This window comes from Pseudomonas sp. Irchel s3h17 (genome assembly GCF_900187505.1).
Classification (GTDB): Bacteria; Pseudomonadota; Gammaproteobacteria; order Pseudomonadales; family Pseudomonadaceae; genus Aquipseudomonas.
The window spans coordinates 248,831-264,203 of the sequence record NZ_FYDL01000001.1 but is presented as its reverse complement, the minus strand read 5'-3'; the positions used below and the strand labels follow the sequence as shown (position 1 = coordinate 264,203).

The window sequence follows — 15,373 nt, the reverse complement described above, 5'->3', positions numbered from 1 at the left end:
GATTATCGAGTGGTCGCTACCGGTCCCTGCCAGGAAGAGGCCTGGTCCAGCGCCTCTTCCCGATCAAGTGACAGGCACTCAAGCCTGGGCGGCGGCGACCCCGCCAGTGGCCGTGGCGTTGTTGCGTACAGCCCTGTACATCAGGCTCGAGACCATGAAGCCGATAATGGCCAGCACGCTCATCAGGCTGAAGACATAGTTGTAACCCAGCTCGCCCGGGAAGTGGTCGAGGATGGCGCCATAGATCACATAGGCGAACATGCCTGGCGCATAACCGACCAGGCAGCCGATGCCGAAGGCCGAGCCGGTGATGTGCTGGGGAATGCCGACTTCACCCATGGGCGCCCAGAAGACACCGCGCATGGAGAACACAATCAGCGCGAAGGACAGGGTGGCCGCCATGCCGGCGTAGATGAAGCTCGGGTTTTTCGGGATCAGCATGATCAACGCCATGGCCGGCAACAGCGCCAGGAAGGCCCACTTCAGGTAGCGGCTCGGGCTCTTGAATTGCTTGTCGGCAATAAAACCACCGGCTGGCCCGCCCAGGATCTTCAGGAAGTACTGGTTGATGATGCCGTAGGCGCCGACCAGTGCCACGGGCAGGCCGTACATTTCCTTGAGGTAGGGAATGAAATAGGTCAGGCCGCAGTAGACGATGTAGACCATGAACACGTTGAGGCTGACCAGCCAGATACCGGGTACCTTGATGGCTTCGAGCAGGTTCGCCAGGCTGTTCTTCGGCTTGGCGGCCGACTGTGTGGTGCCGCCCTTGAGCAGGAACCAGGTCAGTGTACCGGCCAGGATGTCGATGACCGAGTAGAACAGGATCGCCGATTTCAGGCCCGCTTCACCGGAGCCCATGGCCACGAACACACCCAGGGCGGCAAACGCGACCAGGGTATCAACCACGCCACGCCCGCCTTCCAGCAGGCCGAACAGGCGGCCTTGTTCCTTGTCGTCGCCCAGGTTGCGGATGGCCTTGAGCAACGAAGGCCAGAACAGGCAGTCGGCACAGATCGCCAGCAGGCTGAACACGATCAGCAGATTGCTGAAGGGCGGGAAGGTCGCCAGGTAGAGGCCCAGGCCGCCGGTGCCGATCAGGCCGATGGGGATCAGCTTGCGCGTGTCGAAACGGTCCGCGAGCATGCCGCCGACGACAAACAGTGCGGTGGCGATGATCGCATTGGCGCTGAGCAGCAGGCCGATTTCAGTGTGGGTCAACCCCATGAATTCCTGCATGGGCACATAGAAGGCGTCCTTGAGGTTCGCCAGCTTGTAGATGGTGCCGCCACCGAGGATGAGAATCAGGAATCTGAACCATTTGGCCTTGTCACGAGTTGTCATTATTGTTCTCCAGGCATCATTGAGTCGGCAGTGCCGGTTGTCACGTCAGGGTCAGGCGTTCGCGTGGTGGTCCAGGGTCAACTGGGCCAGGGTGCGGAATTCGGCCAGCAAGCTTCGTACATAGGCGACCTGGTTGTTCGCCCAGCGGTGTTCATCGGCCAGCATTCGCTCCAGTGTGAAGCCTACGGGCAGTGCTGTTTCACTCATTTCCCGGTAGGCAATGAACGGGTCGGCGGCCTCACCGGTCTGGCGGAACGCCGGGGCGACATAGTGGTTCTCCTGCTCAAGGATGAACGCGATCACTTGCGGCGTTGTTTCGCCGAGCATCAGCAGTTCGAACAGCATGCGGGCGTTGGGCAGGTCGTCTTCGTCACTGCCCTGCAGCACGCCGTAATGGCCGAAGCCGTTTTGCTCGGGAACCACGCGCACACCCTTGAGGTGGGTCTGGCGAATGTGCGGGGCCAGGTTGCGCAGGGCCTGCAGGGGTTGTTCGCAGGCATTGATCATGTTGCCGAAGTCGAACAAGGCATGCAGGCGAGGGTGGTTGAGCCGGCTCAGCAGCTGGGCGATTTCGTCGCTCTTGAGTTCCTCGTGCTGTTCGAAGTCGAAGAACAGGTCGTGCTCGTCGGCCTGTTGCGCCAGGTAGTGCAGGTCGGACTCGATCACGTCCATGACCCGGGACAGTGCCCCTTCATAGCGTGAGTAGACGCGGATGTTGCGGGTGCCCACGGCCCTGGCAATGGCGATCACTTGATCGACGTCTTTTTTCAGGGTGCTGCTGATTTCCAGGTGTACATCCAGCCCCAGGGCCTTGGCCTTGTCGGCGAACGCTTGCAGCTGCGCGGGTGTCATCTGGCTCAGGCTGTTTTCCTCGCCATCGAGCAGGTGCAGGCTCAGGCCCTGCAGTTCGTGGCGATAGGCGAAGTCCAGCAGGTCGGCCGGGGTGACGCGACCATGGGTGAGGTTGGTCAGCAACGGGTAGGCATGGGCAAACAGGCGCAGTTGCGCGAGTCGGTCGAGCAGTTGGCGGGCCAGTGCCTGCGTGAGTACGGGAGGGGCCCCGGCCTCGACAGCCTTGTGGCTGAGCAAGGTATTGAATCGCTCTTGGATCTTATTGTTCATTCGAGTCGTTCCTGGTTCAGACGCCGGGTCTACCGGCGCAGCCTTTATCGCGCCAGTCGGGAACTCTCGATAGATCCATTATTCGTTAATTGATAAGACCACTCGGTTCACGGGTGCAAGTAGCCCATGCTGATCAGCGCCCGGGCCAGTGCCTCGACGCGCTCCTGGGCCTTGTCCACGGGCGTGCCGGCGAAGCCGATCAATAGCGCCGGTGGCAACCTGTGCTGCAGGCAATAGTCGCTCAGGGCATAGGTGTGGATGTTGTGCCGGGCCAGTTCCTTGGCGATGGCATCGTCATCCGTTTCCGCTGGCAGCCAGGCGATCAGGTGCATGCCGGCTTCCACCGGGGTGATGCGCAGGAAACTGCCCAGGCGTTGTTGCAGGTGCTCGACCAGTGCTTGCTGGCGAGCCTGGTACAGCGTGCGCATGCGGCGGATATGCCCCAGGAAGTGACCCTCGACCATGAAGTCGGCGGTCACTGCCTGCAGGAGGGTGGGCGGGCTGCGATCCATGACCGCCCGCAAGGTGCAGAACGGCTCGATCAAGGCCTGTGGCAGGACCACGTAGCCCAGCCGCAATGAGGGGAACAGGACTTTGCTGAAGGTGCCGACATAGATCACCCGGGCCCACTGATCCATGGCATAGAGCGCGGGGAGGGGGCGGCCGCTGTAGCGAAACTCACTGTCGCAGTCGTCCTCGATGATCCAGCTCTGGTTGTGCGCGGCCCAGTCGATGAGCGCCTGGCGCCGCGCATAACTCATGGTGATTCCCAGCGGGTGCTGGCGCGAGGGCGTGGTAAACACCAGGCGCGCGTCGGGGCACTGGGCCAGGCCTTGCTCGATATCGATGCCCTGGTCGTCGATGGGCAAGGGCACCACCTGGCCACCCTGGGCCTGGAACGCGATACGCGCCGCAATATGCCCGGGATCCTCCATCCACACACTGTCCTGCGGGTTGAGCAGGAGCATGCCCAGCAGGTTGAAGGCCTGTTGGGCGCCGGAAACGATCACCACCTGCTCGGCACTGCAGTCGATGCCATGGGCATCGAAGACGTATTCGGCAATCGCCGTGCGCAAGGCCAGCAACCCCTGCAGTTCGCCATAGCCGAGCATGGCCTTGGTCGGCTTGTGCAGGTGGCGGCTCATCAGGCGCTTCCAGATATGCTGGGGGAACGCGTCGTACGTGCTGTGGCTGGGCAGGAACGAGGTGGGGCTCGCGGGGTCCCAGTCGGCATAGGACACCCCGCGAAAATGACTGCTGCGCAGCGACAGCATCGACTGGCTCAGGTCAGACAGGCGTGGCGGTTGGCGCTGGCGGTCATCGTCGGCGATGCCACGGTTTTCCCACTCGTTGCCGACATACGTCCCGGCCCCGGTGCGCGAGGCCAGGAAGCCTTCGGCAATCAACTGGTCGAAGGCATTGAGAATGGTGATCCGCGACAGCGCCAGCTCTTTGCTCAAGGTACGGGTAGAGGGCAGGCGTACGCCTCCTTGCAACCGTCCGGACAGCACCTGCTTGCGGATCTGCAAATAGAGTTGACGGTAAAGGGGAATGGAGCTGGCACGGTCCAGCTCAATACCCGTCAGCAGCAAGCCGGCAGGGGATTTCATGACATGCTCGTCTGAATGGAATAGGGGTTGGCCTGGAATGATTTCAAGCCCAGAGAACTGCAAGGGTAGCGAGCGGCAACGCAGAAGTCACTCACCGCAGAGGGAGTGCGGGCCCCTGTGCCCAAGCGTTTGACCACTGAGCGAGGCTTCGCACCTGTCATGAAATGCCAAGCCATTGTCGTTTGATGAGAAGCACCCCGGCGACCCGGGACCTACAGTCCAGCCTGCGCAATTCGACGCAGCCCGCCAACAGTGCGCAGGGGAGAACAATAACAATGGGTCGTGCTATCAACGCCAGCGCCGAGAGGCAGGGCAAGGATCGAATCAAGGACAGGGTCAAGGCCGGCACGGAGTGGATCCGTCCCCAGGACCTGGAGCGCCTGATCAACCAGCATGCGGCCGTCCGCTCGGTCGCGGTCGTTGGCATTGCCGACCGACAATGGGGCGAGCGGCCCATGGCGCTGGTGGTGTGCGAGCCAGGCCAGTACCTGGACCGCAAGATCCTGGAGGCGCATCTGCAAGCGTTTGTCGAGCGTGGCCGGATCAACCCATGGGCGATCCCCAAGCAATTCAAGTTTGTCACGCAGATCCCTCAAGCCGGTGCTGGCAAGCGCGACCGCCAGTAGGGGCGGGCATTCGCCCGTCGGGCAGGTGCGCCAGGGCAGGCAGGCGGCGCGAAAGTCTTTGCGAAATGAGGCAAACTGCTGGCCCCCCGATCGTCGCTTCGTTGCCAAACTTGCTTTCTTTTCAGCAGGTTAGGTGTTTGCTCCATGCGGACTTTTGTATTGACCCTGACAACGTTCGCCCTGGCGGCGGTCTCGTTTGGGGCGCACGCCAGGGAACTGAGCAAAAACGAGCTTTATGTGTGCAACTGGGGCTCGGGAATCGCCGCCGGCGCCCAGGAGTCGAAGCTTTCCGGCATGTCGCTGTATGGCACCCGCAAGCAGTTGCAGACCCGCAAGTTCCCGCAACCGTGGATGCGTATGACGGCCTTCGGGATCACCGAGCAGACCTACAACAGCACTTCGCGTCTCAAGCCTTCGGCCGTCAAGCAGACGTACTACGAGCAATGCGTCCAGCATGAGCTGGCCAAGCGTTAAAGGCGTTCGATGAACTGCATGATCGCGGTATTGACCGGGCCCGGGTGGGTGATGGGGCCCATATGGCCCAGATCCTCGAACTCCACGCATTCGACGTTCGGCAGTGCACGGATCAACAGCCGTGCCACGGCCCGCGAGGACGCCGGTGAGTGTTTTCCGACCATATAGAGCACCGGCAGCTCGAGGGCGCTGAACACCTGCAGCGGTGTCGGCTCGTTCAGTAGCGCGTGGGCCCAGCCCGGCAGATTGACCACCGAGGCGCTGATGGCGGGTTTGCGTTGCGACGGAATCTGTTCCCACGCCCCCGCGCCCATCCAATAGTCAATGAACCGTTCCGCGGCGCTGTCCAGGTCGCCGGCCTCGAGGGACAGCCTTGCCTTGGCCACGACCTCACGAATGGCATCCGCGGCATTGGGCGGTGGTGTCTCGGCATCGAGCAGGGCGAACAGCGTCGGTTCGTACAGGACCATGGCGCGCACCCGGGCAGGGTTCTGCGCCGCGGCCACCAGCGCCACGGCGGCGCCATAGGAATGGCCGATCAGGATCAGCGGCTCGCCCGCGGTAGCCAGCACGGGTTCGGCGAGGGCCACTTCGTCACTCAGGGTGACGACCCGGTCGGTCGGCCAAGGAGGACTCTTGCCTGCACCCCATGAGTCCAGGGCCAGCACTCGGAAGTTCGCCGCCAGGTCATCCTGCAACTCGCGCCATTGTGCCGAGTGACTGGCGTTGGCGTGGAAGCAGACGATCCCCGGGCCTGCGCCAGTGTCCCGGAAGAAGGGTTCGACAGGTTTCATGTTGATCACATCCCGTTGCTCACCCCTCATAACTATAGATCGCCCCGGGGTGTTGTCCGTCAGATGCCGGGGAAGGGCGACCGGCGGGATCTACACTGTTTCTACCGCACCGGGCTCGGCATCGTTGCTGATAAGACCCTGTCGTTCGCTCGGGCGTGGGGTTTTGCACGCTCACTCACTGTTTTGGAGGTCATCATGAACAGGTTGTCGTCCCTTGGCCTATGTGTCGCGCTGTCGGTTTGCTGGACCCAGGGATGGGCCGAATCGGTGGTGCCGACCAAAGGGCAAACCCCGGAACAAACCCAGTTGGACATCAACGAGTGCCATAACGTGGCGGCCAGCCAGAGTTCTTCGTCGAGCTCCACTTCAGGCGGCAGGCTCAAGGGCGCCGCAGTGGGCGCGGCGGCAGGTGCGGCGGGGGCGCAGGTCAGGGGTAATCAGCGTGACGAGGCTTACGATCGGGTGGACGACGACGTCAAGCAGGAGTATCGCCAGGATCGTGCCAAGGAAACCGCAGCGGTGGGCGTGGTGGTTGGAGGCTCGCGCCAGCGCCAGGAGCGCCGCGAGGAAGAAAAGACCAGCACCTCGACCAGCTCGACGGCCTATACCAGTTGCCTGCAAGGGAAGGGGTATCAGGTCACGCCCTGACACCCGGTGACCGGCCAGCGGCCCGAGCAATCAGATTGGACTGCTGCGCCAGCGTCCGGACCCCAGGGCCGCCCGCCGGTTGCCACGACCTGGCAACTGGTCGGGTGGCCGGCAATTGCGTAACATCCTCAGCCCTCTTTTCCCGCCATTCCCTGCGGCCGCTTTCGCCGGCCCATCGTTTAGGTACTCCATGAAGCCTGCTCGTCTGCGTGCTGATGTCCTGGCCGGACTCACCACCTCGTTCGCCCTGTTGCCCGAGTGCATCGCCTTCGCCCTGGTGGCCCACCTCAATCCGCTGATGGGGCTGTACGGTGCGTTTATCATCTGCACCCTCACGGCCTTGTTCGGCGGCCGGCCCGGCATGGTGTCCGGTGCTGCCGGCTCGATGGCCGTGGTGATCGTTGCCCTGGTGGTGCAGCACGGTGTGCAGTATTTGCTCGCCACCGTGTTGCTCGGCGGGTTGATCATGATTGCCTTTGGCCTGCTGCGCCTGGGCAAGCTGGTGCGCATGGTGCCGCACCCGGTAATGCTGGGCTTCGTCAACGGCCTGGCGATCATCATCGCCCTGGCCCAGCTGGAGCACTTCAAGAGTGGCGAAACCTGGCTGAGTGGCACGCCGCTGTACATGATGATCGGCCTGGTGGCGCTGACCATGGCCATCGTCTACCTGCTGCCGCGCCTGACCCGCGCGGTGCCGCCGGCGCTGGTGGCGATCCTCGGCGTCGGTCTGGCGGTGTACCTGTTGGGCCTGCCGACCCGCACCCTGGGCGATATGGCGCACATTGCCGGCGGCTTGCCCGGTTTTGCACTGCCCGATATTGCCTGGAACCTGGAAACCCTGCGCATTGTCGCGCCTTACGCGATATTGATGGCCCTGGTCGGCCTGCTGGAAACCCTGCTGACCCTAAACCTGACCGACGAGATCACCGAGAGCCGTGGCTACCCGGACCGCGAGTGCGTGGCGCTGGGGGCGGCCAATATGGTGTCGGGAGTGTTCGGTGGCATGGGCGGCTGCGCCATGATCGGCCAGACCGTGATCAACCTCAGTTCCGGTGGCCGTGGCCGTCTCAGCGGTGCGGTGGCCGGGGTGCTGATCCTGTTGTTCGTGCTGTTCCTGTCACCGCTGATCGAGCGTATCCCGCTGGCGGCGCTGGTGGGGGTGATGTTCGTGGTGTCGCAGCAGACCTTTGCCTGGGCCTCGCTGCGGGTGATCAACAAGGTGCCGTTGAACGATGTGCTAGTGATCATCGCTGTCACCGTGATCACGGTATTCACCGACCTGGCCACCGCCGTGCTCTGCGGGATCATCGTTGCCGCGCTCAATTTCGCCTGGCAGCAGGCCCGCCAGCTTTATGCCGACAGCCACCAGGAAGCCGACGGCAGCAAGCTCTACCGGGTCCATGGCACGCTGTTCTTCGCCTCGATCACACCCTTTCTCAACCAGTTCGACCCGGCCAACGATCCGGCCCGGGTGACCCTTGACTGTCGCCACCTGAGCTTCGTCGACTACTCGGCCATCGCTGCCCTGGACACCTTGCGCGAGCGCTACGTCAAGGCCGGTAAACAGCTGCGGGTGCTGCACCTGTCCGAGCGCTGCAAGAAACTGCTCAAGCGTGCCCGGGTCAGTCACGATTGAGGCGCGGCCGTAGCCGTTGGCCACGATTCGAAGAGTAAAAAACGGGCGTCCATGAAAGACGCCCGTTTTTTACGGGGTCCGCACAGGCTAATGCCGATCAGTTAAGCCAAAGACCAGCCGAACATAGAACCCGTGGCGAGGGAGCTTGCTCCCGCTGGGCTGCGTAGCAGCCCCAAAAGAGGGTCGCTTTGCGCCCCAGCGGGAGCAAACTCCCTCGCCACGGGGTTCGTGTTCGGTTTTATTTCTCTTAACTGACCGGCATTACCCGCACAGGCCGCTATCCGTGCGATCAGCCGGCCGTTTCCCGCGCCTCGAGTGCCAGTTGCCGGCCGTGGACCCGGTTGACCCACCAACCGAAGCCTGCCGCCGTGAAGAACATGATGAAGCTGTAGATGGCCGCCGGAATGGCCATGGTCGGGCTGTTCAGCAGGCTCGGGCTCAGTGCCAGGGCGATGGCCAGGGTGCCGTTGTGGATGCCGATTTCCATGCCGATGGCCACGGCCTGGCGTTGCGGCAGGCGCAGCAGGCGCGGTACGCCGTAGCCGATGGCCAGGCTCAGCAGATTGAACAGCAGGGCCGCCAGGCCCACCACCGGGGCGTAGTCGAGCACGGTTTGCCAGTCCTTGATAAACGCCAGGGTCACCGTGCCGAGCAGGAACAGCGCGGAAACGATCTTCATCGGCCGTTCCATGCGCGCGGCAAAGCGCGGTGCGAAGTGGCGTACCAGCATCCCCAGGCACACCGGGACCAGGACAATGGCGAATACCTGTAGGACCTTGGCAAATTGCAGGGGAATGGCCTGGTCAGCCGACATGAAATACAGCAGCGACAGATTGACCACCAACGGCATGCTGAGAATCGCGATCACCGAGTTGACGGCGGTCAGGGTCACGTTCAGCGCCACATCGCCGTGGGCCAGGTGGCTGTAGAGGTTGGCCGTGGTACCTCCGGGGGACGCTGCCAGCAGCATCAGGCCGACGGCCAGGGCTGGCTCCAGGCGAAAACCGTTGGCGATCAGGAAACAGAAGAACGGCAACACCAGCAGTTGGCAGATCAGGCCGATCAATACCGGCTTGGGGTACTTCACCACCCGCGCGAAATCGGCCGGGGTCAACGACAGGCCCAGGCCCAGCATGATGATGCCCAGGGCAATGGGAAGAAATGCGGTGAGCAAGGGGCTGGCAGTCATGGTTGTTCCACTCGAGGATAGGACGCTCACAAAGGTGTAGCACGCAAGTCGAAAATAGACAGCGCCTGCGTCACTGCCCGGCAGCCGATCTGTCGTTTGTTACTACACTGAAGTACGGGCGGCTATGCCCCTGAGGCACAATTGGCACGCATCATTCCACTGATTTTCATGAGGTAAGGCGTATGCAAGGTGCTGGCGAGCAAAAGCGGGTCCGGGTGCTCGACCCGGTCGAGCGTGTCACGGAGGTGATCTTCGGCCTGCTGATGGCCATGACGTTCACCGGCACCATCAGCGTGGCCACGGCGGGGCAGGAGGCCGAGCGCACCATGATGATCGCGGCGCTGGGCTGCAACCTGGCGTGGGGGTTGGCTGACGCGGTGATGTACGTGCTGCGCAGCGTCATCGAGCGCACCCGCAACCACACGTTGTTGACGACCCTGCGCGGTGGCGCGGACGCCACCACCGGCCAGGCGCTCATCGCCGATGCGCTGTCGCCACGCCTGGCCAGCGCCGCCGGCAGCGATGGCCTTGAGCTGTTGCGTCAGCGACTGATCGACAACCCGGGCTTGCCGCTGAAGTCCGGCTTGCACCTGGAGGACTTCAAAGGCGCCTTGGGCGTGTTCCTGCTGGTGGTGTTGTCGACGTTCCCGCTGGTGGTGCCGTTCCTGGTGCTGGAGGAGACCGAGCTCGCGGTGCGCCTGTCCAACCTGGTGGGCCTGTGCGTGCTGTTCATCGCCGGGTGGATCCTGTCGAAGTACGCCGGTGCAAAACCCTTGTTTGGTGCTGTGGCACTCGCCGTGACCGGTGCGGTGCTGATCGCCGCGATCATTGCGCTCGGCGGATAAGGGCGAACCGCGCCGGGCAAGCCATGCCGGTGATGGGCATTGACGAGGACGGGGGTGAGGGGATAGAACCGCTGCACTCGTCTATGTCCCGGACCTGTACAGTGACCCGCACCTTGAGCTCAGCCTCATGGGTTCCGTTCGCCACCTCCCCAGCCGAGATGGATCCTCCATGCAAAACCCGGTCACCCTACGTCCCCTCTGGAAAACCTACCTGCTGTTCCTGGCGCCGATGGTCCTGTCCAACTTCCTCCAGTCCATGTCGGGCACGGTCAACAGTATCTATATCGGGCAAATGCTCGGCACCCAGGCGCTGGCGGCCGTGTCCGGGATGTTCCCCATCGTGTTCTTCTTCATTGCCCTGGTCATTGGTCTCGGTGCTGGGGCAGGGGTGTTGATCGGCCAGGCCTGGGGCGCCCGTGAGCCTGGGTTGGTGAAGGCGATTGCCGGCAGCACCTTGTTGCTGGGGGCGATGATCGGGCTGGTCGCGGCAGTGCTGGGCAGTGTGTTTGCGCGTCAGGCGTTGCAGGGGTTGGGAACCCCGGCGGATGTGCTCGAAGAGGCGGTGGCCTATGCGCGGGTAATGATGTGGATCATGCCGCCGTTGCTGGTGTTTGTGCTGTTTACCCAGTTGCTGCGCGGGGTCAGCGATACGCTCTCGCCCTTGTTGGCGCTGGTGGTGTCGACCTGCGTCGGGCTGTTGCTGACACCGGCACTGATTCGCGGTTGGTTCGGCTTGCCGCAAATGGGCATCCAGAGCGCCGCGCTGGCGGGCCTGGCGGGTAACCTGGCGGCCATGGCGATGCTGGCGTGGCGGTTGAATCGCAAGGGCCATGCCCTGGCACTGGATCGTGCGCTGTTGGCGGCGATGCGCCTGGACCGGGCGATCCTGGCCAAGGTGCTGCGCATCGGGTTACCGACGGGGTTGCAGATGGTGGTGATTTCCCTGTCGGAGCTGGTGATCCTGGCCCTGGTCAACCAGCACGGCTCCCAGGCCACGGCCGCCTATGGGGCGGTCACGCAGATCGTCAACTACGTGCAGTTCCCGGCCCTGTCGATTGCGATCGCCGCGTCGATCCTGGGTGCCCAGGCCATCGGTGCCGGGCGAGTCGAGCGCATCGGGCCGATCCTGCGTACCGGGTTGTTGATCAACCTGGGGCTGACCGGTGGCTTGGTGCTGTTGGGCTACTTGCTGTCGCACTGGCTGCTGGGGTTGTTCATCACCGAGCCTGCGACCCGGGCCCAGGCGGCACACCTGTTGCACATCATGCTCTGGAGCATGCTGGTGTTCGGCTTCCAGGCGGTGATTGGCGGCGTGATGCGCGGCAGCGGAACGGTGATGGTGCCGATGGCGATCTCGGTGTTCTGCATCCTCGGCGTGGAGTTGCCGGTGGCATACCTGCTGGATGCGCGCTTCGGGCTGCAAGGGGTGTGGATGGCGTTTCCAGTGGCTTACCTGTGCATGCTGGCGTTGCAGACCACCTACTACAAACGGGTCTGGCAGCATCAGAAGATCGAGCGCCTGGTATAGGGCAGCGCTGCCCATGAAGCAAAACGCCCGGCGCTGCAGCAGCAGGCCGGGCGTTTTGCTGTTGCCTTACTTCGGCGCCGGGATGGTGCGCAAGTAAGGCAGTTTGGCGTCGAAGCTGCCGTACTTCTCGCGGGCCTGCTCATCGTTGAGGGTCAGGGCGACGATCACATCCTGGCCCGCCAACCAGTTGGCCGGAGTGGCCAGTGGCACGTTGTAGGTCAACTGCAGGGCATCCAGGGCCCGCAGCACTTCGGCAAAGTTGCGACCCACGGACATGGGGTAGGTCATCGACAGCTTGAGTTTCTTGTCCGGGCCGATGATGAACACCGAGCGCACGGTGGCGGTATCGGCGGCCGTGCGGCCATCGGGCAGGTAGGCTTCGGCCGGGAGCATGTCAAATGCCTTGGATACGACCAGCCCTTCATCGGCAATGATCGGGAAATCGGCCTTGGTCCGGCAAACGCCTTCTATGTCGGTCTTCCATTTCTTGTGGGCCTCCACACCGTCTACCGACACACCGATGACCTTGGCGCCACGCTTGGCCCATTCGTCGGCCAGTTGCGCGACGGCACCGAATTCGGTGGTGCACACCGGGGTGAAGTCCTTCGGGTGAGAAAAGAGAATGGCCCAGCCCGAGCCTATCCAGTTGTGGAAATCGATGGGGCCCTGGTCCGTGTCGGCGTTGAAGTCGGGAACGAGGTCATTGATGCGCAATGCCATGGGAGTCTCCTTCTGAGGGGGCGTGAACAGCAAGCCTGAAACAGCCTAGCCCGGATTTGCATGATTGTGGGGGGGGCAAGGGAGTGCCGTCGGTCGCAGGAGGCGGCTTTCGCCCCTAGGCGGTCATTTGCGCAGTCATTGGAGCGCATTGTCAGGATTGCCACGAACTTACAGCAGCGTGAATGTTGTTGTGAGCGGTATGACAACGTTGCGCAAGTTGTCTTCAAGCATGACGTCTATCGTCCAGATACCGGTGGGGTCGCCTGGCTCTGCAATGAATTCGATCACCGGGGCGGCGAGGTAGATGTTGTTCGGTTGCCCCCTGAGGCGCCCCTGAAAGCACACGACATCTCGCTGATTGATCGATTCTGTACCGTCCGGCCTGGTCACTTTCAAGTCGCACGTTATGTTGGCTTCGTGATTGGCATCGAGCTTCGGGTTTGCAAAGAAAATCAGCGTGAAGATCCTATTTCCCTGGGTAACAACCGTTGCTTCCTTGAAGACGGGAATGGTGTCCGGTGGAGTGTTCCACTTTTTGTCCCAGTCGGGATCGGAAGTGGTTAATAGCGCGCCCCCAAACTCGCCAACGGATCGTCTTGATTCAGTGTCCGGGGATGGATTGCCATGCGAATCCTTCCAGTAATTGGCATGCACACTTGACCATGAAAGAGACATCGCGATGAGCGTGGTGAGCAATCGAAGGTTCATGAGCGACTCACTATAAAAGTAGGCGCTATAAACGGCGTCATGTCTTGCGCCATTTGTATCTGATAACGCGCCATGTTCATGTGCAGTGCCTTGTTCTGCTTGAGTGTAGCGGCAGAAACCGCGACACAGGGTCAAGAGAAGGAACGGCACGTGCGGTGGCACGAACGATCCCGGCTTCAGGTAACACCTGGAGATGGCAAGAGACTACCGACCGTTCCTGGGGCAATTGAGCTGCAATTTCGGTGACATCTGCTCAGCCTGACTGCATTACGCGCTTGAGCACGGCGACTGGTGGTGGTTCGCACTTGAGGTGTGGAAGCGTCTGGAGCCGCCGTGATGAGCTATTGAATAACCATATTTTGATATTCGAAAAATCAAATGTGCATGGCCTGAAATGCTCGTTAACTCATCAGTGATAGGCACTGATGCAAGCAAATTCAGAGATTAAGCAGTGATCCTGGCCGCCAGCGATACATTCAGTAAACTTTACATCATATTCGTATAATCATATATTCATGCATCGCAGCCTTGACGATACTTGGCAATAACCTGAAGAACGTGCGCGCTGTTCGTTTGTGTGGCCAGGGATGGGCATCCGTTACGCCCTTCACCGGATTCCTGAATGCCTCAAGATGCTTGTGCTGGTGGCAACCAGACAGTGAGAGCCCTATGACTGACCATCTGACACCCACCATCGTATTCAAATGCCTGGCTGACGAAACGCGTATTCGCCTGATGCTGCTCATCGTCCGCGAGGATGAATTGTGCGTGTGTGAGTTGACCTGCGCGCTCAATGAGAGCCAGCCGAAGATTTCGCGCCACCTGGCGCAATTGCGCACTTGCGGCTTGCTGAAAGACCGTCGACAAGGTCAGTGGGTCTATTACCGCCTGCACCCCAGCCTGCCTGACTGGGTGGTCGGCATTCTGAAAACCACTCTGGATGCCAACCAGCACTGGCTCAGTCCAGACGCCAAGCGACTCGAGGAGATGGGTGACCGCCCGCAGCGGCTTGCTGCGTGCTGCTGAGTCGCGCCGGGCCTATCAGCGACATCAGCCAGTTCGACATTACCCCATCGATATTACCCGCCGACAGCGGCCTTCAGAGAACATGAGCATGAGTATCAAAGTAGGTATCAACGGTTTCGGTCGTATCGGTCGTCTTGCCCTGCGTGCAGCCTGGAGCTGGCCGGAGTTCGAGTTCGTGCAGATCAACGATCCGGCAGGCGACGCCGCGACTCACGCGCACCTGATCAACTTCGACTCGGTGCATGGCCGCTGGAACGAAGAAGCCAGCGCCGAGGGCGATCATGTTGTGATCGGCGGCAAACGCATCAAGGTGACGGCTAACAAGGCGATTGGCGACACCGATTGGTCGGGCTGCGATCTGGTGATTGAAGCCAGTGGCAAGATGAAAACCGTTGCTGTACTCCAGGCCTTCCTGGATCAGGGCGTGAAGCGCGTGGTGGTGTGTGCGCCCGTCAAGGAGGCAGGCGCACTGAACGTCGTCATGGGCGTCAACCAGCACCTGTTCGATCCGGCGCAGCACCGCATCGTCACCGCGGCGTCCTGCACCACCAACTGCCTGGCTCCGGTGGTCAAGGTGATTCATGAGCACCTGGGCATCCGCCATGGCTCGATCACGACCATCCATGACCTGACCAACACCCAGAGCATTCTCGACCAGCCGCACAAGGACCTGCGTCGTGCTCGTGCCTCGGGCATGAGTTTGATCCCGACTACCACGGGTTCGGCCACTGCGATTGCCGAGATCTTCCCCGAGCTGCGCGGCAAGCTGAACGGCCATGCCGTGCGCGTACCGCTGGCCAACGCCTCTCTGACCGATTGTGTGTTCGAAGTGGCGCGCGCCACTTCGGCCAATGAGGTCAATGCACTGTTCAAGGCCGCCGCTGCCGGCCCGTTGAAAAATATCCTCGGCTATGAGGAGCGCCCCCTGGTCTCCATCGACTACCGCACGGACCCGCGCTCCTCGATCATTGATGCGCTGTCGACCATGGTGGTCAATGACACTCAAGTGAAAATCTACGCCTGGTATGACAACGAATGGGGGTACGCCAACCGTGCGGTCGAGTTGGCCAGGCTGGTCGGCTCGGCCGTTTGACAAGGAGCGA

At 61.9% G+C, this 15,373-nt stretch carries 14 protein-coding genes and 2 pseudogenes; 8 read left to right on the top strand and 8 right to left on the bottom strand.

Features of this window, described 5'->3' with window-relative positions; all coding sequences use genetic code 11:
• Positions 1-78: 78 nt before the first annotated feature.
• The 3 genes from CKW25_RS01170 to CKW25_RS01160 form a co-directional block, all read right to left on the bottom strand.
• Positions 79-1,344, bottom strand: a complete 1,266-nt coding sequence (locus tag CKW25_RS01170) for a nitrate/nitrite transporter (RefSeq protein WP_095077198.1) — start codon at positions 1,342-1,344, stop codon at positions 79-81.
• A 51-nt stretch (positions 1,345-1,395) separates the two neighbouring features.
• Complete coding sequence (locus CKW25_RS01165; RefSeq protein WP_095077197.1) at positions 1,396-2,466, bottom strand: sugar phosphate isomerase/epimerase; 1,071 nt, start codon at positions 2,464-2,466, stop codon at positions 1,396-1,398.
• Positions 2,467-2,573: 107 nt separating this feature from the next.
• Positions 2,574-4,076 carry a PLP-dependent aminotransferase family protein gene (locus CKW25_RS01160; RefSeq protein ID WP_095077196.1) on the bottom strand — a complete coding sequence of 501 codons (1,503 nt, stop codon included), beginning with the start codon at positions 4,074-4,076 and terminating at the stop codon, positions 2,574-2,576.
• 314 nt (positions 4,077-4,390) lie between these two features.
• Between CKW25_RS01160 and CKW25_RS01155 the strand changes: the two are divergent.
• A pseudogene (locus CKW25_RS01155) lies at positions 4,391-4,702 on the top strand (fatty acid--CoA ligase); the annotation flags it as partial.
• A 144-nt stretch (positions 4,703-4,846) separates the two neighbouring features.
• Entirely contained in the window at positions 4,847-5,176 is a 330-nt protein-coding gene (locus CKW25_RS01150; protein WP_095077194.1) for a hypothetical protein, read from the top strand.
• Here the strand turns inward: CKW25_RS01150 and CKW25_RS01145 are convergent.
• On the bottom strand, positions 5,173-5,970 hold the full coding sequence (locus tag CKW25_RS01145) for an alpha/beta fold hydrolase (RefSeq protein WP_095077362.1): 798 nt from the start codon (positions 5,968-5,970) through the stop codon (positions 5,173-5,175). The genes CKW25_RS01150 and CKW25_RS01145 overlap by 4 nt on opposite strands.
• Before the next feature lie 195 nt (positions 5,971-6,165).
• On the opposite strand from CKW25_RS01145, the gene CKW25_RS01140 reads away from it, so the two are divergent.
• Positions 6,166-6,618: a YMGG-like glycine zipper-containing protein gene (locus CKW25_RS01140; RefSeq protein ID WP_095077361.1), complete on the top strand. Its 453-nt coding sequence runs from the start codon at positions 6,166-6,168 to the stop codon at positions 6,616-6,618.
• 190 nt (positions 6,619-6,808) lie between these two features.
• Positions 6,809-8,254 carry a SulP family inorganic anion transporter gene (locus tag CKW25_RS01135; RefSeq protein ID WP_095077193.1) on the top strand — a complete coding sequence of 482 codons (1,446 nt, stop codon included), beginning with the start codon at positions 6,809-6,811 and terminating at the stop codon, positions 8,252-8,254.
• Between the two features lie 289 nt (positions 8,255-8,543).
• Here CKW25_RS01135 and CKW25_RS01130 read toward each other — a convergent pair whose 3' ends face one another.
• Complete coding sequence (locus CKW25_RS01130) at positions 8,544-9,443, bottom strand: bile acid:sodium symporter family protein (protein ID WP_095077192.1); 900 nt, start codon at positions 9,441-9,443, stop codon at positions 8,544-8,546.
• Positions 9,444-9,625: 182 nt separating this feature from the next.
• Here CKW25_RS01130 and CKW25_RS01125 point away from each other — a divergent pair, with 182 nt between their 5' ends.
• Together CKW25_RS01125 and CKW25_RS01120 are read left to right on the top strand one after the other, a co-directional pair.
• Positions 9,626-10,288 (top strand): hypothetical protein, encoded by a 663-nt coding sequence (locus tag CKW25_RS01125; RefSeq protein ID WP_095077191.1) that lies wholly within the window; start codon positions 9,626-9,628, stop codon positions 10,286-10,288.
• A gap of 169 nt (positions 10,289-10,457) precedes the next feature.
• Positions 10,458-11,816 (top strand): MATE family efflux transporter, encoded by a 1,359-nt coding sequence (locus tag CKW25_RS01120; RefSeq protein ID WP_095077190.1) that lies wholly within the window; start codon positions 10,458-10,460, stop codon positions 11,814-11,816.
• A gap of 66 nt (positions 11,817-11,882) precedes the next feature.
• On the opposite strand, the gene CKW25_RS01115 is transcribed toward CKW25_RS01120, so the two are convergent.
• From CKW25_RS01115 to CKW25_RS26905, 3 genes and pseudogenes are all read right to left on the bottom strand, one after another.
• Entirely contained in the window at positions 11,883-12,536 is a 654-nt protein-coding gene (locus CKW25_RS01115) for a peroxiredoxin (RefSeq protein WP_095077189.1), read from the bottom strand.
• A 168-nt stretch (positions 12,537-12,704) separates the two neighbouring features.
• On the bottom strand, positions 12,705-13,244 hold the full coding sequence (locus CKW25_RS01110) for a hypothetical protein (protein ID WP_095077188.1): 540 nt from the start codon (positions 13,242-13,244) through the stop codon (positions 12,705-12,707).
• 154 nt (positions 13,245-13,398) lie between these two features.
• Positions 13,399-13,548: pseudogene (locus tag CKW25_RS26905) on the bottom strand (ArsR family transcriptional regulator); the annotation flags it as partial.
• A gap of 365 nt (positions 13,549-13,913) precedes the next feature.
• On the opposite strand from CKW25_RS26905, the gene CKW25_RS01100 reads away from it, so the two are divergent.
• Both CKW25_RS01100 and CKW25_RS01095 read left to right on the top strand, forming a co-directional pair.
• A complete protein-coding gene (locus CKW25_RS01100; RefSeq protein WP_095077187.1) occupies positions 13,914-14,270 on the top strand; it encodes a metalloregulator ArsR/SmtB family transcription factor in 357 nt (118 codons plus the stop codon).
• An 88-nt stretch (positions 14,271-14,358) separates the two neighbouring features.
• The gene (locus tag CKW25_RS01095) at positions 14,359-15,363 is read left to right on the top strand and encodes an ArsJ-associated glyceraldehyde-3-phosphate dehydrogenase (RefSeq protein ID WP_095077186.1); all 1,005 of its coding nucleotides are present in this window, start codon (positions 14,359-14,361) and stop codon (positions 15,361-15,363) included.
• Positions 15,364-15,373 lie beyond the last annotated feature (10 nt).

Bases quoted from the DNA above. Each gene is read 5' to 3' on its own strand.
- CKW25_RS01170 (WP_095077198.1), bottom strand. From the start codon at position 1,344: ATGACAACTCGTGACAAGGCCAAATGGTTCAGATTCCTGATTCTCATC.
- CKW25_RS01165 (WP_095077197.1), bottom strand. From the start codon at position 2,466: ATGAACAATAAGATCCAAGAGCGATTCAATACCTTGCTCAGCCACAAG.
- CKW25_RS01160 (WP_095077196.1), bottom strand. From the start codon at position 4,076: ATGAAATCCCCTGCCGGCTTGCTGCTGACGGGTATTGAGCTGGACCGT.
- CKW25_RS01150 (WP_095077194.1), top strand. From the start codon at position 4,847: ATGCGGACTTTTGTATTGACCCTGACAACGTTCGCCCTGGCGGCGGTC.
- CKW25_RS01145 (WP_095077362.1), bottom strand. From the start codon at position 5,970: ATGAAACCTGTCGAACCCTTCTTCCGGGACACTGGCGCAGGCCCGGGG.
- CKW25_RS01140 (WP_095077361.1), top strand. From the start codon at position 6,166: ATGAACAGGTTGTCGTCCCTTGGCCTATGTGTCGCGCTGTCGGTTTGC.
- CKW25_RS01135 (WP_095077193.1), top strand. From the start codon at position 6,809: ATGAAGCCTGCTCGTCTGCGTGCTGATGTCCTGGCCGGACTCACCACC.
- CKW25_RS01130 (WP_095077192.1), bottom strand. From the start codon at position 9,443: ATGACTGCCAGCCCCTTGCTCACCGCATTTCTTCCCATTGCCCTGGGC.
- CKW25_RS01125 (WP_095077191.1), top strand. From the start codon at position 9,626: ATGCAAGGTGCTGGCGAGCAAAAGCGGGTCCGGGTGCTCGACCCGGTC.
- CKW25_RS01120 (WP_095077190.1), top strand. From the start codon at position 10,458: ATGCAAAACCCGGTCACCCTACGTCCCCTCTGGAAAACCTACCTGCTG.
- CKW25_RS01115 (WP_095077189.1), bottom strand. From the start codon at position 12,536: ATGGCATTGCGCATCAATGACCTCGTTCCCGACTTCAACGCCGACACG.
- CKW25_RS01110 (WP_095077188.1), bottom strand. From the start codon at position 13,244: ATGAACCTTCGATTGCTCACCACGCTCATCGCGATGTCTCTTTCATGG.
- CKW25_RS01100 (WP_095077187.1), top strand. From the start codon at position 13,914: ATGACTGACCATCTGACACCCACCATCGTATTCAAATGCCTGGCTGAC.
- CKW25_RS01095 (WP_095077186.1), top strand. From the start codon at position 14,359: ATGAGTATCAAAGTAGGTATCAACGGTTTCGGTCGTATCGGTCGTCTT.